The following is a 23,336-nucleotide window of genomic DNA, read 5'->3' as shown; positions in this document are numbered from 1 at the left end:
AAGCTATAATCCGTCGGTTTTTGACGAAATAGGCGCGGGAATGGAGTTAATTCGCGGAATACGCAACATTAAAGCGCGTCACTATGGCTGTGCATTAAGTATTGGCAATTTTGATGGTGTGCACTTAGGCCATCAACAAGTGATAAAGCGTTTAGTTGAACAAGCTCGCCAGCGTGCTTTGCCCGCTGTGGTTATGATATTTGAGCCTCAACCGCTTGAAGTGTTTGCTAAAGATAAAGCGCCTGCTCGGATTAGCCGATTTCGCGATAAGTACCAACAGCTAAAAAACTTAGGTGTTGACCGCTTATTGGTAGTGCGATTTAGTCATGAGTTTGCGCAACAGAGTGCCGACTATTTTGTCCGCCAGTTACTGGTAGAGTTATTGGGTATTAAATACCTAGCGGTGGGAGATGACTTCCATTTTGGTAAAGGGCGCGAAGGCAATTTTGCTAGCCTGCAAGCCGCTAAAAAACTGTATGGCTTTGAGCTTACTGCGACAGACTCGTTTTGTTTAAACCAGCAACGAGTTAGCAGTACCTTATTGCGTCAGCATTTGGCCGAGGCTGATTTTTCTAGCGTGGCTCAATTACTGGGTAGAAAATTTAGCTTTAATGGCAAGGTAATTCATGGCCAAAAACTGGGGCGCCAGTTAGGTTTTGCCACCGCAAACTTAAAAGTAGCGCGCCACGTATGCCCCTTACACGGGGTGTTTGCGGTTAAAGCTTACGTGCAACATCAGCCAGAGCATCGCTTTTCGGGCATTGCTAATATTGGTTGGCGGCCAACCGCCGCAGGAAAAGATTTATTGGTGGAAGCTCATTTATTTGAGTTTGATGCCAATCTGTATGGCCAACGTTTAGTGGTTGAACCGCAGTTAAAAATACGAGATGAACAAAAATTTGATTCGCTTGACGCACTGAAAGCTCAGGTGAATCTCGATATTAAGCGTGCAAAAGCCTACTATGGCCTTGCAGAGTAATTGACTGGAAAAGTGATTCGATGAGCGACTATAAAGATACTCTTAATCTACCTGATACTGAATTTCCGATGCGTGGTAATTTAGCCAACCGCGAACCTGCAATGCTTAAGCGTTGGAGCGAAAAGGATCTGTACGGCCAAATTAGACAGGCCAAAAAGGGTAAGAAGAGCTTTATTTTGCACGATGGCCCTCCTTACGCCAACGGCAATATTCACCTTGGCCATGCGGTTAACAAGGTGCTTAAAGACATCATCATTAAGTCGAAGACTTTGTCAGACTACGACTCTCCTTATGTACCTGGCTGGGACTGTCACGGTTTACCTATCGAGCTGCAAGTAGAAAAGAAAGTTGGCAAGCCGGGTAAAAAAGTAACCGCTGCTGAGTTTCGTCAAAAGTGTCGTGACTACGCGGCTAAGCAAATTGACGGGCAACGTAAAGACTTTATCCGCATGGGTATCCTAGGTGATTGGCAAAATCCTTACCTAACCATGAACTTTGATACCGAAGCCAATATCATCCGTGCTTTGGCCAAAATCATCGATAACGGCCACTTATTGCAAGGTTCTAAACCAGTGCATTGGTGTACCGACTGTGGCAGTGCGTTAGCAGAAGCAGAGGTTGAGTATGAAGATAAAACCTCTCCTGCTATCGACGTGCGTTTTACCGCTGTGGATGACGCGCAAGTATTGGCCAAGTTTGATCACCCAGAAGGCGTGACCGGAGAAGGTCCTATCTCTGCGGTAATTTGGACTACAACGCCGTGGACCTTACCTGCTAACCGCGCGGTGGCCTTAAATGCTCATCTTGAGTATGTATTGGTACAAATTGAAACTGAAGCTGGCAAAGAGCGCTTAATTTTAGCGCGTGACTTGATGGAAGAGTGTGTAGAGCGCTTTGGTGCAACGCATTTCCATGCTTTAGGTTACTGCCAAGGTGAGGCGCTTGAACTGATTAAAGTTAAGCACCCATTTTACGATTTTGAAGTTCCTGTGATTTTAGGTGACCATGTGACTACAGAGTCTGGTACCGGTTGTGTCCACACCGCACCTGGCCATGGTCAAGAAGATTTCGCGGTAGGCCAAAAATACGACTTAGAAGTTGCCAACCCAGTGGGTGACAATGGTGTTTACCTTGCCGATACCGAATTCTTTGGTGGTCAGCATGTGTTTAAAGCCAACGACAACGTAGTTGAAAAATTAAAAGAAACTGGCGCACTTCTACATCATCACGCTTACCGTCATAGCTACCCACATTGTTGGCGCCATAAAACGCCAATCATTTTCCGTGCTACGCCGCAGTGGTTTGTGAGCATGGATCAAAATGGTTTGCGTAAGCAAGCGATGCAAGAAATTGAGAAAACCCAGTGGATCCCAGATTGGGGCCAAAGCCGCATTGAAAGCATGGTAGAGAATCGTCCAGATTGGTGTATCTCGCGTCAGCGTACTTGGGGCGTGCCGATTGCTTTGTTTGTTCATCGTGAAACCAACGAATTGCATCCTCGCGCAGTAGAGCTGATGGAAGAAGTGGCTAAACGTGTTGAACAAAGTGGCATTCAAGCATGGTGGGATTTAGATGCCACTGAGCTGTTGGGTAATGATGCTGAGCAATACCGTAAGGTAGAAGATACCTTAGACGTATGGTTTGACTCAGGTTCAACTCATTCAAGTGTGGTTGCAGCCCGTGAAGAGTTTAACGGCCAAGCAGCAGACATGTATTTAGAAGGCTCTGACCAACACCGTGGTTGGTTCCAGTCTTCGCTAATGATTGCTACTGCGATTAATGGTAAAGCACCATACCAGCAAGTACTTACTCACGGCTTTACCGTTGATGCTAATGGCCATAAGTTTTCTAAATCATTAGGCAATGGTATTGCTCCGCAAGATGTTTGGAACAAACTAGGTTCTGATATTCTGCGTTTGTGGATTGCATCAACCAACTACACTGCAGAAATGAGTGTATCGGATGAAGTATTCAAACGTAGCGCCGATGCTTATCGTCGTATTCGTAATACTTCGCGCTTCTTGCTTGCTAACCTAGCTGGTTTTGAGCCTGAGCAGCACTTGGTTGCTAGTGAAGATATGGTAGAGCTTGATCGTTGGGTTGTGGGTCGTGCGGCTGCTGTTCAACAAGAAATTGTAGAAGCTTACGAGCAATACCAATTCCACGTTGTTTATCAAAAGCTAATGCACTTCTGTTCTATCGAATTGGGTAGCTTTTACTTAGACATCATTAAAGATCGTCAATATACCGCTAAAACCGATGGCTTAGCGCGTCGCTCTTGTCAAACGGCGCTATTCCACATTGCTGAAGCGCTAACTCGTTGGATTGCGCCAATCTTAAGCTTTACTGCTGACGAAATCTGGCAGGCACTGCCAGGTGAGCGTAGCGAATTTGTATTTACTGAAGCTTGGTACGAAGGGCTTACTGCACTTCCTCAAGACCGCCAGATGAACGATGAGTTCTGGGCTCAATTGATCACCATTCGTGATGAAGTAAATAAAAATCTTGAGCAAGCGCGTCGTGATAAGAAAATTGGCGGCACGCTAGAAGCTAAAGTAACCCTTTATGTAGATAGCAAGCTAGAACAAGTACTCAGCCAGCTTGGCGATGAGTTACGTTTTGTTCTACTTACTTCAGAAGTAAGCTTACAAGCACTGACTGAGGCAAGTGATAGCGCGGCTGCTACCGAGCTTGATAATCTTAAAGTAATGGTAGAAGTGGCAAGTGGTGCGAAGTGTGACCGCTGTTGGCACCACCGTGAAGATGTTGGCCAAAACGCCGAGCACCCAAGTTTATGTGGTCGCTGTGTAACCAACGTAGCCGGTGAAGGTGAGTCTCGTAGTTATGCATAATGAAGCCACAGTGAGTAAATCAAACAGCACTGGATTGCGTTGGCTATGGCTAAGTGTGGTGGTGTTCATTGTCGACCAAGTTACCAAGTTTGCCATTGCCAAAAATTTCGACTTGTATGAATCGCTTGCTGTAACGCCATTCTTTAACTTGGTATCGGTGCGCAATTACGGCGCAGCCTTTAGCTTTTTAAGTGATGCTGGTGGCTGGCAACGCTGGTTTTTCACTGCCATTGCCATATTTGTAAGTGGCTTATTGGTTTGGTGGATGAAAAAAACGCCTGCCGAGCAAAAGTGGCCAGCGATTGCTTACGCCTTAGTACTTGGCGGAGCCATTGGCAATGTATTTGACCGAGTTGTGTTTGGTTACGTTATCGACTTCCTCGATTTTTATGTTGGCTCTTACCACTGGCCTTCATTCAACGTTGCAGACTCAGCCATTTGTGTAGGGGCAGTACTATTGGTATTAGATAGCTTTTTGTCACCACAAACCAAGGACACTAAATGATTCAGCAAGGAAGCACAGTAGAGCTGCACTTCGTTCTAAAGCTAAGTGATGGCTCGATTGCCGAAAGTACCTACAACTACCCAAAGCCTGCTCAACTGGTAATGGGTGATGGAAGTTTGACTGAGGGTTTTGAAACTTGTTTGCTGGGTTTAAAAACTGGTGATAAAAGCCAGTTTGAACTCACGGCTGAGCAGGCTTTTGGCCAAAGTAATCCTGATAACATCAAGTACTTTGAGCGCAGCAAATTTGGTGATGAAGCGCCAGCCGAAGAAGGCAGCATTATTGCTTTTGCTCAACCAGATGGAAGTGAAATTCCGGGCATCGTACGTGAAGTAACTGGTGATTCAGTAACGGTTGATTTTAATCATCCTTTAGCTGGTCAAACGGTCATTTTCGAAGTAGAAATCTTAGCGGTTAATTAAGGAGCGATGGTGGAAATACTGTTAGCTAACCCTCGTGGTTTTTGTGCTGGTGTAGATCGCGCCATTTCTATTGTAGAACGCGCTTTAGAGATGTTTGGCGCGCCAATTTATGTGCGCCATGAAGTGGTTCATAACCGCTACGTGGTAGATGGCTTGCGTAAACGTGGTGCAGAATTTGTTGATGAACTGAGCGATGTGCCTGAAGGCAGTATTTGCATTTTCAGTGCTCATGGTGTTTCTCAAGCTGTTCGTGCAGAAGCCAAACAACGTGACCTTAAGATCTTTGATGCAACTTGCCCCTTAGTGACTAAAGTGCATATGGAAGTCACTCGCGCTAGCCGTAAAGGTATTGAGTGTATCTTGATTGGCCACCACGGCCATCCTGAAGTAAACGGCACTATGGGCCAGTATGACAACGCTGACGGTGGTATTTACTTAGTAGAAACTGTAGAAGATGTAGCTAAGTTGCAGGTAAAAAAACCAGAGCAACTGTTTTACTGTACTCAGACCACGCTGTCTGTTGATGATACCTCGGCAATTATTGACGCCCTGCGTGATACCTTCCCAGAGATTCAAGGACCGCGTAAAGACGATATTTGCTACGCTACCCAGAACCGTCAAGATGCAGTAAAAGATCTTGCAGAAAAGTCTGATGTGGTATTGGTGGTGGGGTCTAAAAATTCTTCTAACTCTAACCGGCTACGCGAAAAAGCTGAGAAGTCTGGCGCGGCTGCCTACCTTATCGACGGGGTTAGCGACATTAACTGTCAGTGGTTTAAAGCTGATAGCCGCATTGGTGTTACCGCCGGTGCTTCCGCACCCGAAGTACTGGTTCAAGAAGTAGTATCTGGCCTTAAGGCGATGGGCGGCGTAACAGTTGTCGAAAATCCAGGCCGTGAAGAAAACACCATTTTTGAAGTCCCCGCAGAGCTACGCGTTACCCAAACTAACTAATTGAGTTAACTCTCATTTAAATTAAAAAAGAAGGCATAGCCTTCTTTTTTGCGCTATACCCTAAGTAATTGGTCGATTCGAAAGGCAGAACTATCGGACGCTAAACCAGCTTCAAGGATGGGTAGGTAGGGATGCAAGCAATATCATCATCTGTCAGAGGTTTTACTCTGATTGAGGTTATCATAACCTCTTTTATATTGGCGGTAGGCCTGCTGGCGGTAGTTGCCATGCAAGCAGTTGCCAAGCGCTCTAGTTTCGAAACTCACCAACGCACCGTTGCCATGATCTTAGCTGAAGACATGGTTGAACGAGTTCGCCTTAACCATATTGCTTGGCAAGCTAATAATCCTGCCACTGTTACCGTGGGCGATGGGCAAACAGCCAGAGCAAAGCCGGCTTGCGCTGAAAATAGTGGGCTAATGACAGCCTGCAGCCTTGCCGATGTTGTGAATTACGATCTCTACCATTGGGAGTATGGTCTCTATGCCAAAGCCGCCGGGGCGAAGGGGGGTTTAGTTAAGCCAAATGGTTGCGTATTGTTAAGCGCTAATGGAGAGCTCACGGTAGTGGTTACTTGGTTGTCTAGGCAGTCTTTTAGTAGCATTACCAGTAGCAATACGGTTACTGCCAATTGCGGCTCACAATCAGATAAGCGTCGCAAGATGGCATTAACCACGCGGGTGGCTTCATGAGCAAGCATACTCAGCAAGGCTTTACGCTTATTGAGTGGCTAATTGCCATTGTGATTGGCTTATTTTTAACCGCGGGGATCAGTAGTTTTTTAGTTGCCTCACAACGCAGTACCGAATCTACCTACCATAGTGAACAATTGATGGAGAGCGGCCGTATTGCCATGCACTTGATTACCCGCGATTTAAGAATGGTGGGTTTTTTTGGCGAATATACCGGTAACCCAATGGTGCGTGGATCTGGCGTTGAGCTAGTCGCCAGCGATGTTACCGCAGCAAATGATTGCACAATAGATTGGGTTGGCGGTACCCCAGAGGGCTCATTCCCCTCTGTGGATGGCCGATTCAGCTCCCTGTTTGTAGGACAGATTAATAACTCAAACTCTCTAAACGGCCAATACAGTTGCGTGAGTAACCGTAGCAACTTGGTTGTAGATTCCGATGTTATCGGCATCAAACGAGTGATTGGTTCGCCCATCCAATCCGCTGGGGCATTAGATGCTAACCGTTACTACTTTGCTGCAAACGCTGCCAGCGCCCAGATATTTACTTCTAATGATACTTGGCCTACCGAAGCGGCTATGCCAGGTAGGCAAATATGGGAATACCAACATATTGTTTACTACTTGGATGTAAGCGCTCAATCGGGTTTGCCAGTGTTGCGTCAACTATATCTTGATAACAACAGCGGCATGCAAATCTTGGGCTCTGGCCCTTTAGTGGAAGGCATTGAACGAATGCGTGTATTGCTTGGGGTTGATACCGATACCACTCAAGATGGTGTGGTGAATGACTTTGTATCATCAGATAGCGTGACTCCTCAGCAATGGAGTGAAGGCCGAGTGATTGGCGCCAAAGTATTTTTGCTGGTTCGCTCCTTAACCGAGGATAAAAACTATACTAATGGGAATAGTTACGAATTGGGCGATTTGAGCGTGGCTGCTGCTAATGACCATTATCGACGTGCCTTGTTTGAGTCTGTCGTATCCCTAAGAAATATGGTGTATTGATGCAAGTAACTGTTTTGTTTAGCCAAAAAACGGCTACAAGCCAGCATGGAGCAGCATTGTTTGTGGCAATGCTATTTTTGCTCATTTTAAGCTTTTTAGGTGGGGTGTTACTAAGTAGCGCGAACCAAGGATTAAAAGTGGTGTCGGCAATGGGAGACCGAGTAGGCGCAGAACACTCACTTGAAGGTGAAATGAATGAGTTAATTCTAGAGCCTAGCCTTCAAGGCGTGATTGGTGCGATGACGCCTGCAGCGTCTATGGCGGTATCTACTATGGTCACTGGGGCTGATGGGAGCATGGTTCATACTGTAGATAGCGTGTGCGCGCGCAGTTTTACTGCCAGTAGTAATAACGCCATCACTCAATGCCGCTACATACGAGTAGATGCAACAAAAACATATGGAAAGGCTAATCGAGCTTCAACGTCAATAGCTGCCGGTATAGAGCAGCCGATGCTATAGCCAAAACGGGAAAGTTGCTTGCATAGCAAGCAGGCAATACAACAAGGAGAGAGCAGATGAACGGTCGGTTAAAGTCGGGACTGCTTGCATGGCTGTGTTCCACAGCAGTAACTCTTCCAGTGTGGGCTGATGATACAGAGTTATTTTTATTTGATTTTAATAGCTTAAGTTCGGCCGACCCTAAGGTGTTAATTATATTTGATACTTCGGGCAGCATGGCTTGGAATATCACCACTCGCCAAGGGTATAACCGAGACAGCAATGGCGATATTAGTTATCAAAATTATCCCATTGCGGCGAGCTCTCAAAATAGCCTCGATAATGACTTTATTTATTTCACCGTTAACGGTGTTGATGGCTCCTATATTCCCACTGGTGCCAATGATGATCGTCGCTTTGTTTGGGATATCAATAACTGTGCTGCCTCTTACGAAGCCTTAGCAAAAAACGGTATTTTTACTGGTTACTTTCGTGAGCATCGGGTTCAAGGAGGCACAGGTGCCTGGGATGATGTTCGTCTAAATAATGGCGCAAATTACACTGTTTTAGATTGCATGGATGACTACGAGCTTGACAGTCATGCAAGTGATGGTCGCTTACTGGATGACGAAGGAGACCCTCGTTCATTTACAGTAAAACTGCAGGCTTCCGACGGGAGTTTTGTGGATAAGGTAGTTTCCACAATTAACCCTGGTCAATATCGCGAGAGTAATAACTCTTATGTAGATGCTCCGCAGGGCTACCCGATTAATGGCGCGGCAAATAATACCGAAGACTTTTATACCCTAAATAAAGCCAACGCCGAGCAAACCACCAAAGACAGCTTTGATGATGGCTATCTAATTACTCTTTATTCAGCTAATTACCTTCGTTGGTACCATCACTCTGATGCAACCACTACTCGACCTCGTATCGAAATCGCCCAAGAAGCCATGGAGAATGCGCTCAACACTATCAATGGTGTCAAGTTTGGTTTGATGGTGTTTAATCGCTCTAATGATGGCGGCAGAGTGATTAGGGGAATTCAAGCGTCCGACGATAATCAGGATCTTATATCAGACATTATTGAGCTCACCGCCGATGGGGGTACCCCTTTGGTTGAGACGCTAATGGAGGCCAAGCACTACTTTGCTGGAGAAGCAGTGGATTATGGCGATAGGGGCAATAACAACGAAAAGAACGATCGAGATAAAACTATCGAGACACCCTCCGGAGGATCTAGTAGCTATTTGTCACCCTATGAAGTGGGGTGTGATAGCTCAATTAACATCATCTATGTCACCGATGGCACTCCTAGTGTTGATGCCGGTGAAAATGACAATATCAAAAATCTACCAATTAATACTGACAATGTATTTGGCTGTGATAATGCCACTACGGTAAATGGTTGTACTTGGAAAGACCCGGTTGGTTTTGGCACCGGTAGCTCAACCAGTTATTTACCGGTGTTATCTAAGTGGATGAATACCAACGATATAAACTCCAATATGACGGGTAGGCAGTACGCAAAAATATCTACTATTGGTTTTGGTGAAGATGTCATTGAAGGCGGCACGGCAATGTTAACTGCTACCGCCGAAAATGCTCAGGGAAGCTTTTACCCTGCGGAGGATGGTGTCTCTTTAGAGGCGGCTTTTCGCCAGGCCTTAATCGGAATCTATGAAGAAAGCTCTTCTTTAGTTTCTCCAGCAGTAACCAGTAACAACTTTGACCGCACTCGTACGCTAGATAGAGTGTATTACGCCATGTTCAAGCCTTCACTAAACCCGCGTTGGCGCGGCAACTTGAAAAAGCTGGAGCTGTCTTCTGAGGGCTATATGGTGGATCAAAATGGTAACCCGGCTATTGGCGCAGATGGTTCTATTATTGACGAAGCCAAGACGTTTTGGTCCTCAGTTAAAGATGGTAATAATGTTGAGCTAGGAGGGGTCTCTGAAACCTTGCTCAGTAATGACGCGCGAATGGTGTATTTCAATCAAACTGATAGTGGCAGCTTCACCACACTAACTACCAGTAACTTGGTCTCAAAGGCGGGTAGCAATGCCAATTTAGCCAATCAGCTCGGTGTAGTTGAAGACGATATAGCAGAGCATGTTAGCTGGATCCGTGGTACTGACGTTGATAACGATGATGGAGATACCAATACCACTATTCGCAGTGACTTAATGGGCGATCCGCTGCATTCACGTCCCTTAGTGATTAACTATGGTTTACGTAGCGGTGCTGCCGCTGATAGCACTGACCCTGATGACATGGACATAAGAATCCTTGTAGGCACTAATGGTGGTGCTATGCATATGTTTAAAGATACCGGCTCAAGCGTTGCTGAAAGCTGGGCCTTTTTCCCTTATGAGCTACTGGGCAGACAACTTACCCTGCGTAACAACATCGCTAGTTCGCAACACGTATATGGCGTAGACGGCACGCCAACGGTATTACTCAAAGATACCGATAATGATGGTAAGTACAGCAGCAGTGGCGACAAAGTGCTGGTGTTTACCGGGCTACGCCGCGGCGGCGATGGCTATTATGCGATGGACTTAACTAAACCTGACTTACCTAAAATGTTGTGGCGGATTGACAGCTCAAGTACTGGCATGTCTGAGCTTGGTCAAAGCTGGTCTCAACCTACAGTCGGGTATGTACCAGGCCATAGTAACCCAGTTGTGATATTTGGTGGTGGCTACGATAGCAACCAAGACTTAACCACCCCTGGCGATGATGATAGAGGTCGCGGCGTATTTATTGTTGATGCCTTAGATGGCAGCTTAGTGTGGAGCATTACCGAAGCTGATGATGACCGCTTGACTCACAGCATACCGGCTAGAGTCGCTACCTTAGACAGCGACGGAGATGGCAATATTGATCGCTTGTACTTTGGTGATACCGGAGGGCAAGTATGGCGAGTGGATTTATTTTCAGCCACCCAATCGAAGTGGAAAATGACCGCTTTGGCAAGCATTAGCGATAGCTCGGTGCTTACCGATAAGCGTAAATTTTTCACGGAGCCGGTAATTGTTAGAACCTATCTGAAAAAGCTCACTCGAATCACCACTGGGCAAGGTAGTAACCAAGTGACGATTACGGATTCTCAGCAGATCCCTTACGATGCGGTGTTAATTGGAACGGGAGATAGAACAAAACCCGTGAGTGATAAAGATCCCAACGGAGTGGATAACCGCTTCTATATGTTCCGCGACTACAATGTTCAGGTTACCGATTTTGGCGCACTTGACGACGATGCTCAGCCCACTGCAATTGTTTCTAACGATCTCTACAACATTACTAGCGATCCGATTGGTGCCTTAAGTGATGAAACCGCCATTGAAACACAACTCATTGCCCTAGGTGCTTCCAAAGGTTGGGTATACAACTTGGTGGAGGATGGTGAAAAATCGCTGGGAGCGGCCTTGGTATTAGGCGGAGAGCTGTATTTCACCTCGTTCATTCCTGAAACGACTAACTCGGCAACCTGTACTATCCCAACCATTGGTAAAGGCCGTACTTACGCAGTAGACATGCACATAGGGACCAGTATCAATAACAGTCGCTACTATGATGTAGATAATAAAGTGCCCGATGATCTGATTATTCACTCCGGCGAGGATGAGCAAGGCGAGTCTGTGGTAAGGGTATTTGGTGGAGACCCCGGCGAGGACTTAGAGTTTGATGACCAAGACGAAGACAAGGATCATACTTGTGAAAATGCCGGCGAGTGTAAGGAAGGCTCTAGAGAAGCCAATATGGACATGAGTCCAAAACAAATTTACTTCTATTTTGATGAGGGCTAAATGAAACACTCGATGCGTGGTGTGACCTTAATGGAGCTAATGATTGCGGTGGCTATTGTTGCCATATTAGCGGCGGTAGCGTACCCAGCTTATACCTCTTTTGTCGCCGAATCTCGGCGTAGTGAAGCTAAAAAAGAGCTGGCAACCTTAGCGGTATTACAAGAACAATATTATGCAGACAATGCGAGCTATGCAGCTAACCTCGCCAGTTTGAGTTTAGCGGCCTCGGGTGCAAGTTCTTACAACTCCGAGAACGGCTATTACGCTATTACAGTTAGTAGCTCTGCGGCGGCGAGTACTTTTACAGCCCAGGCCACCGCCTTAGGCACTCAGCTAAGTGCTGATAGCGATTGTAAAATTTTCTCTATCGATGATGAAGGCAGCAAATCTGCTGAAGATTCATCGGGCAATTCAAATGCTGATTGTTGGTGATTTATGAAACGTTTGGTTATTTTGTTATGTGTAATTTTGCCTATGTCTTCAAGCTGGGCTATTACCGTTAAGTGTTATATGGCCGGCTCAACAGGTTATGACCAAGTAGTGATCGCCTCGCCTAAGGGGCTAGAATCTATGGCGGAGATTACAGCCGAAATAAAACAACGGTATACCGACCACGCCGCTAGCGCACAAAAGTTTGGCACTATTTCTCAAATAGAATGTGTTGAATTCAACAGTGTGTTTAGCAGTGATATTGCCAATGTACGATTTGCAGAGCTCGAATATTAATTAAAGTAGGCGTCTAAATAGGGCAACTATTTTTTTCACTGTCGGTGATAAAACGAATGTTGCCGCCTTTTGAGATAACTACGCCTTCAATGTAGCTATTATCACTAGAACAAAAGTAGAGGCTACCAGAGGCTCCGGCAATTAAACCATCGCTCTGAAAGGAAAATGAATCTATTGAACCCTTAAAATCTATATTGCCAGCCTTAGTAAAAGGCTCGGCTGCCAGCAAAACTTTCTCTCCGCTATCCAACTTGCCATTGCTGTTATCGTCGGCAAATACGCTTAAACCAGCATTCACTTCTCCACCGCAATCACTGCCATTTGCCTTTAATGCGCAAACTACGACTCGTTGATTTAGGTTAATTGCTTGGCTTCGAGCAAAACGCACTTCTCGCATCATCCGGTTGCTTGATGCATCAGCTGCCATGGATTGAAACAAACTGTTCATGCTGGGTACACCTATGCCAAGAAGTACCACGGCAATTGCAATGGTTATCATTAGTTCAAGCAGGGTAAATCCAGTTTGCTTCATGCAGGCTCTCGGCAGGACAATGTGGTTACTTTAAGTGTATACCCTTATTGTTGGCTTGCTGCTTTTGTCGTCGGTTTAGTTGATTTTTATAGATGTTTTTTCAACTAATTGCGGTTTTTAACAAAAAATAATCATGCCTTTGTGTGATTAATCTCATGTCTTTGGGTGGGTCATAAAAGTGTCATAAAGCTCCCCTATAACTGGCCGCGGATCTCTAGCGGTAACAAAACATGTTTTTACAACCGCCCTTCAAAAAACAGCTCACTTTAGTCCACCATCTTGCATTATCTATGGCGCTACAATTTGCGATTGCCTCTGGCATTGTGATGATTGCGCTTTGGGGAATGAATCAACTTAGCCACTCATTTAAGCAGCTAGATGAACAGGCTTTACCGGTTGCTGAGTTAGCGGCGCAAATTGACAGAGCGGCCCTGTAATTAGATCGACAGCTGAGAAATACCATTAGCAGCCCCAACTCTGAGGTTTTTTCCCAACAACGTGAATTGTTTGATGCGCAGCTAAATACCGTGACTTTAGCCTTGAATGTATTCACTCATTTTAGCCAGGGTTTAGAGCTATTAAGCGATGAGGAAGCGCTTATAACTGGCAGTGTTGGTGAGCTAAATCAAGAGATGCAGAGCTTGCTAGCGAGTGTAGAAAAGCGTTTAGAGTTAGAGCATGAAATTGCCGCTACGCAAGGTTTAGTATTGTATGCTATGGGCTCAGCCAGAGACGAAATGTCGCGTTTAGTGCCGATATTATTTGCCGATATTGCTGAATCGAAAATGGCTTATGATGCCTTTATCGCGGATGCGGCCAGTTTAATGAATGCTGAGTTAGAGTTGGTTACCACCCAAGAGCCGCGCAATGCGCAAACCCAGTTAAAGCAAATTCAGAGTTACGTATCGAGGCTACGTTTTAACTACAATATTCTGCTAAATGACAATCATGAATTGGCTGAGTACCCAAGTGTATCTATGGCCATCGGTATCCTAGAAAAAGCAGTGTTGGACAGCGGCTTATTTGGTCTGCAGGCGCAGCAAGTAATATTAAAGGATGCCATTAGTAAAGACATTGCCAAGCTGTCGGAGCCTCTAGATATTCTCCAGATTCATTTATAGCAGCTGCTAGCTGAAGGCGCTGTCATTATTGATAGTGCTAAGCAAAACACCCAATCTACCATGTTACGTAGTCAGCGTTTATTGCTGGGGCTAAGCGCTGTGGGTATTGTTGTGTTTGTGGGTTTGTGTATTGCCATTGTTCGTTTGGTTCGCGGTCGAATCAAACAAATAGGCCAAGCTATCCATAAGCTTTCTCAAGGGGACTTCACCCATAGTTGTAATGTATCGAGTCCTCGAGAGTTTAGGCAGCTAGCGAATTGGTTGAATAAAGCTAGCGATCATAATCGAAGTAATATCGCTCAACTTAGAGAGCGCGGTATTGAGCTTAAACAAGCTGCTGAAGCTAGTGCTAAAATCACCCATAGCCAACAGCAGCAACTGGCTGAGAAAGAAAACCGAATAGCTTTAATCGCCTCGTCAGTGGTGCAAATGGATGCCACCATGGGAGACATTGCAAACGCCGGTAATAACGCCGCACAAGATAGTCAGTTGTCCGCGGAGTTGGCTGAGCAAGGCAAGCAAACCTTGGTAAATACTAGTGCTCACTTGCAAGGCTTAGCCGACAAAATGCAGCGAAACGCTCAGCGAATGAGTGAGTTAGATCAACAAGTTGATCAAGTGGGAGAGGTGGTTCAAGTGATAAATAGCATCGCCGAGCGCACTAACTTGCTGGCTTTGAATGCTGCTATTGAAGCCGCGCGTGCAGGTCAGCACGGTCGTGGATTTGCCGTAGTGGCTGATGAGGTGCGTAAATTAGCAGGGCAAACCCGTGAACAAACCGATTCCATCAGTGAGCTGATTAATACGCTGCATAGTGCAACCAATAAAGCGCGAGAGTCGATGGCATCTTGTCAAAATGAAATGCAGTCAACTCAGCAACTCAGTGAGCGTTTATCCTTAGCCATGAATGATATTGAACAGGCGGTGTGCACGGTTCGCCAGCAAACAATTAGTATTTCCCGCTCAACTACAGAGCAGAACCAAGCCAGCCACCATGTTAATCAAGCGGTGGACGATTTAGTGAAACAAAGCCAGCTGCGCCAATCTCAAATTGATCAGCTATCAGTGCAATCAGATCAGGTAGCCGCTATTGCTAATGAGCAAGGGGAAAGCCTTGCTGCATTTAAGGTGTAAACCTTGAATGGCTGAGATTACGCGCTAATTGATACAGCATTTAATAATCGTGGGTTGGTTTTGTCATCGCTGTATAATTTCGAGTGACTTAAATGAGAAAAGGCGTACCTAGTACAGCGAGAGAAGAAAAACTTTAAGAAACATGTTGTTAACTAGTGAATAAGCTCTCTTTTTACTACTTTTTGTGTGGTTTTGATAATTAAGCTCGGTTTACAGCGTTGTTACTTGTCTGCGCTTGGCTTAAAGTAAACAACATACAGACTCAACAAAATGATAAATATAAGGAAGTACAAATGAAGCAAGTAACGGCAATTATCAAGCCATTCAAAATGGATGATGTTCGCGAAGCCTTAGCTGAAATTGGTATTACTGGTATGACGGTTACAGAAGTAAAAGGCTTTGGTCGTCAAAAAGGACATACCGAGCTATACCGCGGCGCAGAATACAAAGTAGATTTCTTACCTAAAATGAAGCTTGAGCTGGTTGTACAGCAAGATGACTTAGACCGCTGTATTGAAACTATCGTTCAAACAGCTCAAACCGGTAAAATCGGTGACGGTAAAATCTTTGTTCGCGATGTAGACCGCGTTATCCGCATCCGTACTGGTGAAGAAAACGAAGATGCGATTTAATTAGAGTCAGATGCAAAAAAGGCGAGCTTAGCTCGCCTTTTTTAATGCTTGTTCAATACTAATTCACACTTCGTATCAGTGCTGTTTGTTCTGCCTTATCGGTAATGCCTAAGGCTTTGTATCCGTCTTCCATCACCTTGAGCGCATCACGTGCAGAAGGTGTATCTGGGAAGTTTTCAATAATATAGCGGGCACGATTTACCGCTCCAATATACGCTTCGCGCTTAATATAGTAACGGGCTACCGATACTTCATAGCGTGCTAAGTTATCTTTCAAATGAACCATACGTTGTTTGGCATCAGCTGCATAATCACTGTGCGGGTAACGATTAATCAAGGTTTTAAAATCGTTAAAGGCTTGGCGAGAGAAGCTTGGGTCACGGTCGAAACGATCAATGCCAACAACACTTTGGAATAAGTTGTAGTCCGCCGCCATATTAGTGAGGCCACGCATGTAATACACGTAATCTAACTCGCTGTGAGTTGGATTGTTGCGAATAAAGCGATCGGTGCTGGCTAAGCCCATCGCAGTATCGCTACGCTTGTAATATACGTAGATAAGGTCGAGCTGTACTTGATTAGAATAAGGGCCAAATGGATAACGAGTATCTAAGGCTTCTAAGTTTTCTACTGCATCAGTAAAAGCACCATTGTTAATGGCGGTTTGAGCTTCTGCATACAGTTCAGACGCAGGTTTATCTGGGATCTTTGGCTTTTCTTTCGAGTTTGAAGAACAGGCTCCAAGTATTAAGCCGAGCAGTATTACTGAAATTGTTTGCTTATAAACGCGTATCATGGACTAAAAATCGTCTTTGTTGTTTCTGTGATAACCACATAGCAATACTTGTCTCAAGGTCGAAAAGTATTAGGTTATACACCTCAAATAATGGGCAAACAGTATCCTCTATGCCACTTAAACCGTCAATCACCGAGTGACATATATAGTGGGAGGTGCATCTAACAAACCATTTTCTTCTATGCTTTAAGCTAAGAATGATTACAATAGCCCGTTTTGGCCTTCCCGATAGAGGTAAAACCTAAGATGAGTCAACCATTAGAGTTGCGTGCAATCGTTGATGATGAGCTAGCAGGAGCTCGCCTCGATCAGGCGTTAGCTGCATTATTTCCCGATTATTCTCGTTCACGGATCAAGGAATGGATCCTAGGCGAATGTGTTCGCTTAGACGGCGAATTGAAAGTTAAGCCAAGGGAAAAGGTGGTTGGCGGGGAAGAAATTGTATTAAACACCGTGTTGGAAGACGTGGTTGAAGCCCAAGCCGAAGATATTAAACTCGACATCGTTTACGAAGATGACGACATATTAGTTATCAATAAACCAATAAACATGGTGGTGCACCCTGGTGCTGGTAACAATAGCGGTACTGTATTAAATGCTTTATTGCATCTTTATCCTTCAATTGCCGAAGTTGCCCGTGCGGGTATCGTGCACCGCTTAGATAAAGATACTTCAGGTTTAATGGTGGTGGCTAAAACCGTTCCTGCTCAAACTCACTTGGTTGAAGCACTGCAAGCTCGCCATGTTACCCGTGAGTATGAAGCGATTGCCATGGGCGTAATGACAGCCGGTGGCTTAGTTGACGAACCCATTGGTCGCCATCCCACTAAGCGCACTCACATGGCGGTTGTGAATACCGGCAAGCCTGCGGTAACTCATTACCGCGTCGCCGAGAAGTTTCGTCAACACACCCGTATTCGTTTACGCTTAGAAACTGGCCGTACTCACCAAATTCGGGTACATATGGCGCATATTGGTCATTCTTTATTAGGCGACCAAACCTACGGTCGTTTACGCCTACCTAAAGGTTCAAGTGAAGAGCTTATTGCTGCCATGCGTGGTTTTCAGCGCCAGGCTCTACACGCGGTAATGTTGCGTTTAGAGCACCCGATTACTGGTGAAATGATGGAGTGGCACGCGCCAGTGCCGCAAGATATGTTGGATATTGCGGAAGCCTTACGCGCTGATCACAAACTTAATCCAGACTTAGGCTAGCAATGGCCAAGCTGCTGGTCGACTGGCCCTGTCCAGCCAATGTTAAAGCCATCTACAGTGATCGCTTAGCTGGGTTTAGTGAATCTTCTTATGATTCCTATAACTTGGGCGATCATGTAGAAGATGAGGCTGGCGCAGTACAAGCCAACCGGCAGCACTTTCAGCAAGACATGCCACCGCAAGTTTGCTGGTTAAAACAAGTTCACAGCACTCGTGTGGTAGATGCGAGTCTCGCAAGTATGCAGTTTGTCGAGGCTGATGCCAGCATCGCTAAGCAAAACAACGCAGTATGTGTAGTAATGACGGCAGATTGTTTGCCAGTGCTTTTTTGCGATAAACAAGGCAGTGTAGTGGCGGCAGCACATGCTGGATGGCGCGGTTTACTCGATGGCGTGCTAGAAAATACCGTGGCAGCAATGAACATTGCTCCCAGTGAGATAATGGCTTGGTTTGGGCCAGCGATTGGCCCAGATGCCTTTGAAGTGGGCGGAGAGGTTTATCAGCAATTTGTTGCTAAAGACTCACACTCAGCCAGCGCTTTTAAGGCTAGCTCCAATAGCGGTAAGTATTACGCCAATATCCATCAACTGGCTAAACAGCGCCTTAGTGCGCTAGGTTTGGTTGATGTTTATGCCGATGAAAGCTGCACCTTCAATAATGCCTCACGTTTCTTTTCTTACCGGCGTGATGGTCAAACTGGGCGAATGGCTGCAGCCATTTGGCTTAGTCAATAGCAATAAAGCTCACAAAACCATCGTCTTGATGGTTTTTTAATGCCATTTATCTTGAATTTTTTTGCATCTAATCCCACATAATCACTAATAGCTTAATATATGCGGAGGTGTGACATGCGCCTAGATAGATTCACCAGCAAATTTCAATTAGCCATTTCAGACGCCCAATCCTTAGCATTAGGACGCGACCACCAGTTTATAGAGCCGGTGCATTTAATGTCGGCCATGCTTAATCAAGATGCCGCTTCTCTGCGACCTTTATTAGTAGAAGCGGGCATAGAAGGTAGCGCTTTACGCTCACAGCTTTCTCAAGCCCTTGAGCAATTGCCTCGAGTAGAAGGAACAGGCGGAGAAGTTCAACTTTCCAACCAGCTGGTGGTTCTTCTTAACCTTTGCGACAAACTTGCCCAAAAACGAAAAGACAAGTTTATCTCTTCCGAGATTTTCTTTTTAGCGGTGACCGAAGATAAAGGCAAGCTGGGCGACATAATGCGCGAGCTTGGGGCAACCAAAGAAAACATTGAAAAAGCCATTGGCAAAATTCGCGGCGGTCAAAAAGTTGATGACCCTAATGCCGAAGACCAACGCCAAGCGTTAGAGAAATACACCATAGATCTTACTGAGCGCGCCGAGCAGGGCAAACTTGACCCGGTGATTGGCCGTGATGACGAAATTCGCCGTACAGTGCAGGTATTGCAGCGTCGTACTAAAAATAACCCAGTACTTATTGGTGAACCTGGGGTGGGCAAAACCGCCATTGCTGAAGGTTTAGCCCAGCGGATTATTAATCACGAAGTGCCAGAAGGCCTAAAAAACAAACGTGTATTGTCACTGGATATGGGCTCCTTGGTAGCAGGGGCAAAATATCGTGGCGAGTTTGAAGAGCGTTTAAAAGCAGTGCTCAACGAGCTTTCTCAAGAAGAAGGCCAAGTGATACTGTTCATCGACGAGTTGCACACCATGGTTGGAGCCGGCAAAGGGGACGGCGCCATGGATGCCGGCAATATGCTAAAACCCGCTTTGGCACGAGGCGAGCTGCATTGTGTAGGCGCGACCACCTTAAACGAGTACCGACAGTACATTGAAAAAGATGCTGCTTTAGAGCGCCGCTTCCAAAAAGTGCTGGTGGAAGAGCCCAATGTTGAAGATACCATTGCTATTTTGCGGGGCTTAAAAGAGCGTTATGAGCTGCACCACTCAGTAGAGATTACCGATCCTGCCATTGTTGCTGCGGCCAGTTTGTCGCATCGCTATATTTCCGATAGGCAGCTACCCGATAAAGCTATCGACCTTATTGACGAAGCGGCGTCCAGCATTCGTTTGCAGATAGATTCCAAACCCGAAGCTTTAGATAAGCTAGAGCGAAAAATAATCCAGCTGAAGTTGGAGCGCCAAGCGCTGCAAAAAGAATCCGATAGTGCCAGTGTTAAGCGCTTAGCCTTGCTTGACGAAGAGCTGGTGGAAAAAGAAGCCAAGTTTAAAGAGCTAGATGAGGTATGGAAGGCAGAAAAAGCCGCTTTATCTGGCACTCAACATATCAAAGCAGATTTAGAACAAGCTCGTTTGGATATGGATATTGCGCGCCGTGCTGGCGATCTAAATCGTATGTCAGAGTTGCAGTATGGCCGCATACCAGAGCTAGAACGCCAGCTCGATTTAGCTTCTCAAGCTGAAATGCAAGATATGAGCTTATTGCGCAATAAAGTTACCGATGCCGAAATTGCCGATGTGTTGTCGCGCTGGACTGGCATTCCCGTTAATCGGATGCTTGAAGGTGAGCGAGACAAACTGTTACGTATGGAGCAACAGTTGCACGACAGGGTGATTGGCCAAAGTGAAGCCGTAGAAGCTGTTTCAAATGCCATTCGCCGTAGTAGAGCAGGGTTATCAGACCCAAATCGTCCAATTGGTTCGTTTCTATTTTTAGGACCAACTGGCGTGGGTAAAACCGAGTTATGTAAAGCCTTAGCCGAATTTATGTTTGATACCGAAGAGTCTATGGTGCGTATCGATATGTCGGAGTTTATGGAGAAGCACTCGGTAGCTCGTTTAGTAGGTGCTCCTCCTGGCTATGTAGGTTATGAAGAAGGTGGCTACTTAACTGAGGCGGTAAGGCGCAGACCCTATTCGGTTATTTTATTGGATGAAGTAGAGAAAGCGCATCCAGATGTATTCAACATCTTGTTGCAAGTGCTTGACGATGGCCGCTTAACCGACGGGCAAGGGCGTACCGTTGATTTTCGCAACTCAGTGATCATCATGACATCTAACCTTGGCTCAGACATCATTCAAGAACGTCATGGCGAGATGACCCATCAGGAGATTAAAACGGCATTAATGGGAGTGTTAGCTCAGCAGTTTAGACCGGAGTTCATTAACCGTATTGATGAGTCGGTGGTATTCCATCCTTTAGCTCATGAACAGATCCGCACGATTGCCGGAATACAAGTTCAGCGCTTGGTGCCGCGTCTTGAAGAGAAAGGCTATAAGTTGGAATTTAGTGATGCGGTATTAGATAAACTCGGACAAGCTGGGTTTGACCCGGTTTATGGCGCTAGGCCGCTTAAACGTGCTATTCAGCAGCAGCTAGAAAACCCTTTAGCTCAAGCGATTCTTTCTGGACAGATTGAGCCGGGGAGAACGATTCGTATCGAGCTCGAAGATGGCCAGTTAGCCTTTAAATAAGGGTAGAGCGTAAGCAAGCTAATTAGCTTGCTTACGTTGTTGGCTTTGAAGTTGTTTTAAGTTGAAATAACTTTTAGTTTGGCTGTCGCTAAGCAGCTTGGTTATCTCTTGATCTTTTTCTTTTAACAACTCACGCATTGCTTTCCACATTTGTTTTCTATCGCCTTCAAAACCAAACAAGTCATCCATCAAGCGATTGTATCGCTGTTCTAGTTGAGTAAATTGGTTAATCTGCTGAGAATCTAAACTCAAATGTTTAGTCAATCTTTCTATGTCCATAGTGTTACTACCAATTTGTGCGTTTAGTCGACCTAAAAAATGAACCCCCTCTAATATTTAATTCTCATGTCTAAGATATAGTTCATAGCTACGCTTTTGTCCTTGAATTGCTATTAACACTTAGGGGCTTATGCTATTTTTAGCCAAAGTTTTAAGGCTGTTTTATAGAGTATTTACATGACTGAACAAAAAGTTAGCGAAGGCGCCCGCCAAAAAGGCATCTTCTTACTCCCTAATTTGTTTACTACTGCTGGATTGTTTTCAGGGTTTTATGCCGTAGTGGCATCAATGAACGACCAATTCGAAGCAGCAGCTATCGCCATTTTTGTGGCTATGATTTTTGATGGGGTAGATGGCCGGGTTGCCCGCTTAACCAATACCGAGAGTGCTTTCGGCGCGGAGTATGACTCAATGGCTGACATGGTGTCCTTCGGTATAGCTCCTGCACTGGTAGTTTATAACTGGGCACTGCACGACTTAGGGAAAATAGGCTGGTTAGCCGCATTTGTGTATACCGTTGGAGCGGCTTTACGTTTAGCCCGCTTTAATACTCAAGTGGGCATTGCTGATAAACGTTTTTTCCAAGGTTTGGCCAGCCCAGCTGCCGCAGCATTAATAGCGGGCATGGTGTGGTTTGCTCAAGATCTCCAGTTTACTGGTAACAGCCTAGAGTTCGTAGCCTGTTTTATCACTGTGATAAGTGGTCTATTAATGGTTAGTAACTTTCGATACCACAGCTTCAAGGGCATAGACTTAAAAGGCCGCGTACCGTTCTTTGCAGTGTTGCTTATCGTACTCGTGTTTATTGTGATTGCGGTTAAGCCCGCGGTTATTCTATTTACACTGTTTGCGGCCTATGCAGTGTCAGGTCCAATCTATACCGTTCGCACCGTAAAGGATCTAAAGTTTAAGCACGTTGTTGGTGATGAAGAAGACTTAGATTGCCATCGTTCGGAGAACCAAGTGAAAGAAGCTGAACAGCCAATTGAACCGGATTCCGAAGACAAGCCCCAAAAATAACAAAATAGTACTTAATTGGATAAAAGGCGCTTAAATAGCGACTTTTTGCTTATTAAGTAATCTAATTTAGTTTTATCTTTCAATAATCGCTAAAAAAGCAAAATAACTGTTGCTTTAAGAAATGTCTTCCCTATAATGCACCTCCACTGACACGGCACGCAGCGCACTAAAGCGCAGCAAGGCTAAGTCAGGGTTGGTAAGGCCTGAGGCTTTATTAGCGGCTCAAAAACTTCTTTTTAAAATCTTTTAAAAAGCGGTTGACAGCCACAGAGGAAAGCGTAGAATGCGCACCTCGCTTCGACAAGAAGCAACGCTCTTTAACAATTTATCAAGCAATCTGTGTGAGCACTCACAGGGCCTTAAGCGAAAAAATTAAGCTTAAGTGAACTGGAGTCTTGCACTGTAACAACAGTAATAATTTCAGTTTTTAACTTTGAGCGAAAAAACTTTTGATTGAAGAGTTTGATCATGGCTCAGATTGAACGCTGGCGGCAGGCTTAACACATGCAAGTCGAGCGGTAACAGAAAGTAGCTTGCTACTTTGCTGACGAGCGGCGGACGGGTGAGTAATGCTTGGGAATATGCCTTTACGTGGGGGACAACAGTTGGAAACGACTGCTAATACCGCATAATGTCTTCGGACCAAAGGAGGGGACTCTTCGGAGCCTTTCGCGTATTGATTAGCCCAAGTGGGATTAGCTAGTTGGTGGGGTAATGGCTCACCAAGGCGACGATCCCTAGCTGGTTTGAGAGGATGATCAGCCACACTGGGACTGAGACACGGCCCAGACTCCTACGG

Annotated in this window: 22 protein-coding genes and 1 rRNA gene; 20 read left to right on the top strand and 3 right to left on the bottom strand. The window is 45.5% G+C overall.

Features of this window, described 5'->3' with window-relative positions; genetic code table 11:
* The first annotated feature begins 40 nt into the window (after window positions 1–40).
* The 11 genes from ribF to G6R11_RS09985 all read left to right on the top strand — a co-directional run bounded on the left by ribF (window position 41) and on the right by G6R11_RS09985 (window position 12,389).
* A complete protein-coding gene (gene ribF, locus G6R11_RS10035) occupies window positions 41–979 on the top strand; it encodes a bifunctional riboflavin kinase/FAD synthetase (protein WP_163132954.1) in 939 nt (312 codons plus the stop codon).
* A 20-nt stretch (window positions 980–999) separates the two neighbouring features.
* Window positions 1,000–3,831, top strand: coding sequence for an isoleucine--tRNA ligase (ileS, locus tag G6R11_RS10030; protein ID WP_163132953.1), 2,832 nt, complete (start codon window positions 1,000–1,002; stop codon window positions 3,829–3,831).
* Window positions 3,824–4,336 carry a signal peptidase II gene (gene lspA, locus G6R11_RS10025; protein ID WP_163132952.1) on the top strand — a complete coding sequence of 171 codons (513 nt, stop codon included), beginning with the start codon at window positions 3,824–3,826 and terminating at the stop codon, window positions 4,334–4,336. The genes ileS and lspA overlap by 8 nt, the downstream gene beginning before the upstream one ends.
* Window positions 4,333–4,758 carry an FKBP-type peptidyl-prolyl cis-trans isomerase gene (gene fkpB / locus G6R11_RS10020; RefSeq protein WP_163132951.1) on the top strand — a complete coding sequence of 142 codons (426 nt, stop codon included), beginning with the start codon at window positions 4,333–4,335 and terminating at the stop codon, window positions 4,756–4,758. Before lspA ends, fkpB begins: the two co-directional genes overlap by 4 nt.
* Window positions 4,759–4,767: 9 nt before the next feature.
* On the top strand, window positions 4,768–5,712 hold the full coding sequence (gene ispH / locus G6R11_RS10015) for a 4-hydroxy-3-methylbut-2-enyl diphosphate reductase (protein ID WP_163132950.1): 945 nt from the start codon (window positions 4,768–4,770) through the stop codon (window positions 5,710–5,712).
* A gap of 131 nt (window positions 5,713–5,843) precedes the next feature.
* Window positions 5,844–6,404 carry a type IV pilus modification protein PilV gene (gene pilV, locus G6R11_RS10010; RefSeq protein WP_163132949.1) on the top strand — a complete coding sequence of 187 codons (561 nt, stop codon included), beginning with the start codon at window positions 5,844–5,846 and terminating at the stop codon, window positions 6,402–6,404.
* The gene (locus G6R11_RS10005) at window positions 6,401–7,411 is read left to right on the top strand and encodes a PilW family protein (RefSeq protein WP_163132948.1); all 1,011 of its coding nucleotides are present in this window, start codon (window positions 6,401–6,403) and stop codon (window positions 7,409–7,411) included. Before pilV ends, G6R11_RS10005 begins: the two co-directional genes overlap by 4 nt.
* Window positions 7,411–7,872, top strand: coding sequence for a hypothetical protein (locus G6R11_RS10000; protein WP_163132947.1), 462 nt, complete (start codon window positions 7,411–7,413; stop codon window positions 7,870–7,872). Before G6R11_RS10005 ends, G6R11_RS10000 begins: the two co-directional genes overlap by 1 nt.
* Window positions 7,873–7,928: 56 nt before the next feature.
* Window positions 7,929–11,663 (top strand): pilus assembly protein, encoded by a 3,735-nt coding sequence (locus G6R11_RS09995; protein ID WP_163132946.1) that lies wholly within the window; start codon window positions 7,929–7,931, stop codon window positions 11,661–11,663.
* Window positions 11,664–12,095, top strand: coding sequence for a type IV pilin protein (locus G6R11_RS09990; protein ID WP_163132945.1), 432 nt, complete (start codon window positions 11,664–11,666; stop codon window positions 12,093–12,095).
* A 3-nt stretch (window positions 12,096–12,098) separates the two neighbouring features.
* Window positions 12,099–12,389 (top strand): hypothetical protein, encoded by a 291-nt coding sequence (locus G6R11_RS09985; protein WP_163132944.1) that lies wholly within the window; start codon window positions 12,099–12,101, stop codon window positions 12,387–12,389.
* A 13-nt stretch (window positions 12,390–12,402) separates the two neighbouring features.
* On the opposite strand, the gene G6R11_RS09980 is transcribed toward G6R11_RS09985, so the two are convergent.
* Window positions 12,403–12,921, bottom strand: coding sequence for a GspH/FimT family pseudopilin (locus G6R11_RS09980; protein ID WP_163133302.1), 519 nt, complete (start codon window positions 12,919–12,921; stop codon window positions 12,403–12,405).
* A gap of 230 nt (window positions 12,922–13,151) precedes the next feature.
* Here G6R11_RS09980 and G6R11_RS09975 point away from each other — a divergent pair, with 230 nt between their 5' ends.
* The 4 genes from G6R11_RS09975 to glnB all read left to right on the top strand — a co-directional run bounded on the left by G6R11_RS09975 (window position 13,152) and on the right by glnB (window position 15,808).
* Window positions 13,152–13,358, top strand: a complete 207-nt coding sequence (locus tag G6R11_RS09975; RefSeq protein WP_163132943.1) for a hypothetical protein — start codon at window positions 13,152–13,154, stop codon at window positions 13,356–13,358.
* A 66-nt stretch (window positions 13,359–13,424) separates the two neighbouring features.
* Window positions 13,425–14,042 carry a hypothetical protein gene (locus tag G6R11_RS09970; RefSeq protein WP_163132942.1) on the top strand — a complete coding sequence of 206 codons (618 nt, stop codon included), beginning with the start codon at window positions 13,425–13,427 and terminating at the stop codon, window positions 14,040–14,042.
* A gap of 60 nt (window positions 14,043–14,102) precedes the next feature.
* Window positions 14,103–15,176 carry a methyl-accepting chemotaxis protein gene (locus tag G6R11_RS09965; RefSeq protein WP_163132941.1) on the top strand — a complete coding sequence of 358 codons (1,074 nt, stop codon included), beginning with the start codon at window positions 14,103–14,105 and terminating at the stop codon, window positions 15,174–15,176.
* A gap of 293 nt (window positions 15,177–15,469) precedes the next feature.
* Window positions 15,470–15,808: a nitrogen regulatory protein P-II gene (gene glnB / locus G6R11_RS09960; RefSeq protein WP_163132940.1), complete on the top strand. Its 339-nt coding sequence runs from the start codon at window positions 15,470–15,472 to the stop codon at window positions 15,806–15,808.
* Between the two features lie 58 nt (window positions 15,809–15,866).
* Here the strand turns inward: glnB and bamD are convergent, their stop codons facing one another.
* Entirely contained in the window at window positions 15,867–16,604 is a 738-nt protein-coding gene (gene bamD / locus G6R11_RS09955; protein WP_163132939.1) for an outer membrane protein assembly factor BamD, read from the bottom strand.
* Between the two features lie 246 nt (window positions 16,605–16,850).
* Between bamD and rluD the strand changes: the two genes are divergently transcribed.
* The 3 genes from rluD to clpB all read left to right on the top strand — a co-directional run bounded on the left by rluD (window position 16,851) and on the right by clpB (window position 21,238).
* On the top strand, window positions 16,851–17,819 hold the full coding sequence (gene rluD, locus G6R11_RS09950) for a 23S rRNA pseudouridine(1911/1915/1917) synthase RluD (protein ID WP_163132938.1): 969 nt from the start codon (window positions 16,851–16,853) through the stop codon (window positions 17,817–17,819).
* 2 nt (window positions 17,820–17,821) lie between these two features.
* On the top strand, window positions 17,822–18,553 hold the full coding sequence (gene pgeF / locus G6R11_RS09945; protein ID WP_163132937.1) for a peptidoglycan editing factor PgeF: 732 nt from the start codon (window positions 17,822–17,824) through the stop codon (window positions 18,551–18,553).
* A gap of 114 nt (window positions 18,554–18,667) precedes the next feature.
* A complete protein-coding gene (clpB, locus tag G6R11_RS09940) occupies window positions 18,668–21,238 on the top strand; it encodes an ATP-dependent chaperone ClpB (protein WP_163132936.1) in 2,571 nt (856 codons plus the stop codon).
* A gap of 18 nt (window positions 21,239–21,256) precedes the next feature.
* Here clpB and G6R11_RS09935 read toward each other — a convergent pair whose 3' ends face one another.
* Window positions 21,257–21,517, bottom strand: coding sequence for a hypothetical protein (locus G6R11_RS09935; protein ID WP_163132935.1), 261 nt, complete (start codon window positions 21,515–21,517; stop codon window positions 21,257–21,259).
* 177 nt (window positions 21,518–21,694) lie between these two features.
* On the opposite strand from G6R11_RS09935, the gene pssA reads away from it, so the two are divergent.
* Together pssA and G6R11_RS09925 are read left to right on the top strand one after the other, a co-directional pair.
* Complete coding sequence (gene pssA / locus G6R11_RS09930) at window positions 21,695–22,537, top strand: CDP-diacylglycerol--serine O-phosphatidyltransferase (RefSeq protein WP_163132934.1); 843 nt, start codon at window positions 21,695–21,697, stop codon at window positions 22,535–22,537.
* 450 nt (window positions 22,538–22,987) lie between these two features.
* Window positions 22,988–23,336: ribosomal RNA gene (locus tag G6R11_RS09925) — 16S ribosomal RNA — on the top strand; the annotation flags it as partial.

Origin of the sequence: Agarivorans sp. Alg241-V36 (genome assembly GCF_900537085.1) — a bacterium.
Lineage (GTDB): Bacteria > Pseudomonadota > Gammaproteobacteria > Enterobacterales > Celerinatantimonadaceae > Agarivorans.
This window is presented reverse-complemented; position numbering and strand designations above follow the sequence as displayed.

Coding starts and splice junctions, on each gene's coding strand:
- ribF (WP_163132954.1), top strand. CDS start 41: ATGGAGTTAATTCGCGGAATACGCAACATTAAAGCGCGTCACTATGGC.
- ileS (WP_163132953.1), top strand. CDS start 1,000: ATGAGCGACTATAAAGATACTCTTAATCTACCTGATACTGAATTTCCG.
- lspA (WP_163132952.1), top strand. CDS start 3,824: ATGCATAATGAAGCCACAGTGAGTAAATCAAACAGCACTGGATTGCGT.
- fkpB (WP_163132951.1), top strand. CDS start 4,333: ATGATTCAGCAAGGAAGCACAGTAGAGCTGCACTTCGTTCTAAAGCTA.
- pilV (WP_163132949.1), top strand. CDS start 5,844: ATGCAAGCAATATCATCATCTGTCAGAGGTTTTACTCTGATTGAGGTT.
- G6R11_RS10005 (WP_163132948.1), top strand. CDS start 6,401: ATGAGCAAGCATACTCAGCAAGGCTTTACGCTTATTGAGTGGCTAATT.
- G6R11_RS10000 (WP_163132947.1), top strand. CDS start 7,411: ATGCAAGTAACTGTTTTGTTTAGCCAAAAAACGGCTACAAGCCAGCAT.
- G6R11_RS09995 (WP_163132946.1), top strand. CDS start 7,929: ATGAACGGTCGGTTAAAGTCGGGACTGCTTGCATGGCTGTGTTCCACA.
- G6R11_RS09990 (WP_163132945.1), top strand. CDS start 11,664: ATGAAACACTCGATGCGTGGTGTGACCTTAATGGAGCTAATGATTGCG.
- G6R11_RS09985 (WP_163132944.1), top strand. CDS start 12,099: ATGAAACGTTTGGTTATTTTGTTATGTGTAATTTTGCCTATGTCTTCA.
- G6R11_RS09980 (WP_163133302.1), bottom strand. CDS start 12,921: ATGAAGCAAACTGGATTTACCCTGCTTGAACTAATGATAACCATTGCA.
- G6R11_RS09975 (WP_163132943.1), top strand. CDS start 13,152: ATGTTTTTACAACCGCCCTTCAAAAAACAGCTCACTTTAGTCCACCAT.
- G6R11_RS09965 (WP_163132941.1), top strand. CDS start 14,103: ATGTTACGTAGTCAGCGTTTATTGCTGGGGCTAAGCGCTGTGGGTATT.
- glnB (WP_163132940.1), top strand. CDS start 15,470: ATGAAGCAAGTAACGGCAATTATCAAGCCATTCAAAATGGATGATGTT.
- bamD (WP_163132939.1), bottom strand. CDS start 16,604: ATGATACGCGTTTATAAGCAAACAATTTCAGTAATACTGCTCGGCTTA.
- rluD (WP_163132938.1), top strand. CDS start 16,851: ATGAGTCAACCATTAGAGTTGCGTGCAATCGTTGATGATGAGCTAGCA.
- pgeF (WP_163132937.1), top strand. CDS start 17,822: ATGGCCAAGCTGCTGGTCGACTGGCCCTGTCCAGCCAATGTTAAAGCC.
- clpB (WP_163132936.1), top strand. CDS start 18,668: ATGCGCCTAGATAGATTCACCAGCAAATTTCAATTAGCCATTTCAGAC.
- G6R11_RS09935 (WP_163132935.1), bottom strand. CDS start 21,517: ATGGACATAGAAAGATTGACTAAACATTTGAGTTTAGATTCTCAGCAG.
- pssA (WP_163132934.1), top strand. CDS start 21,695: ATGACTGAACAAAAAGTTAGCGAAGGCGCCCGCCAAAAAGGCATCTTC.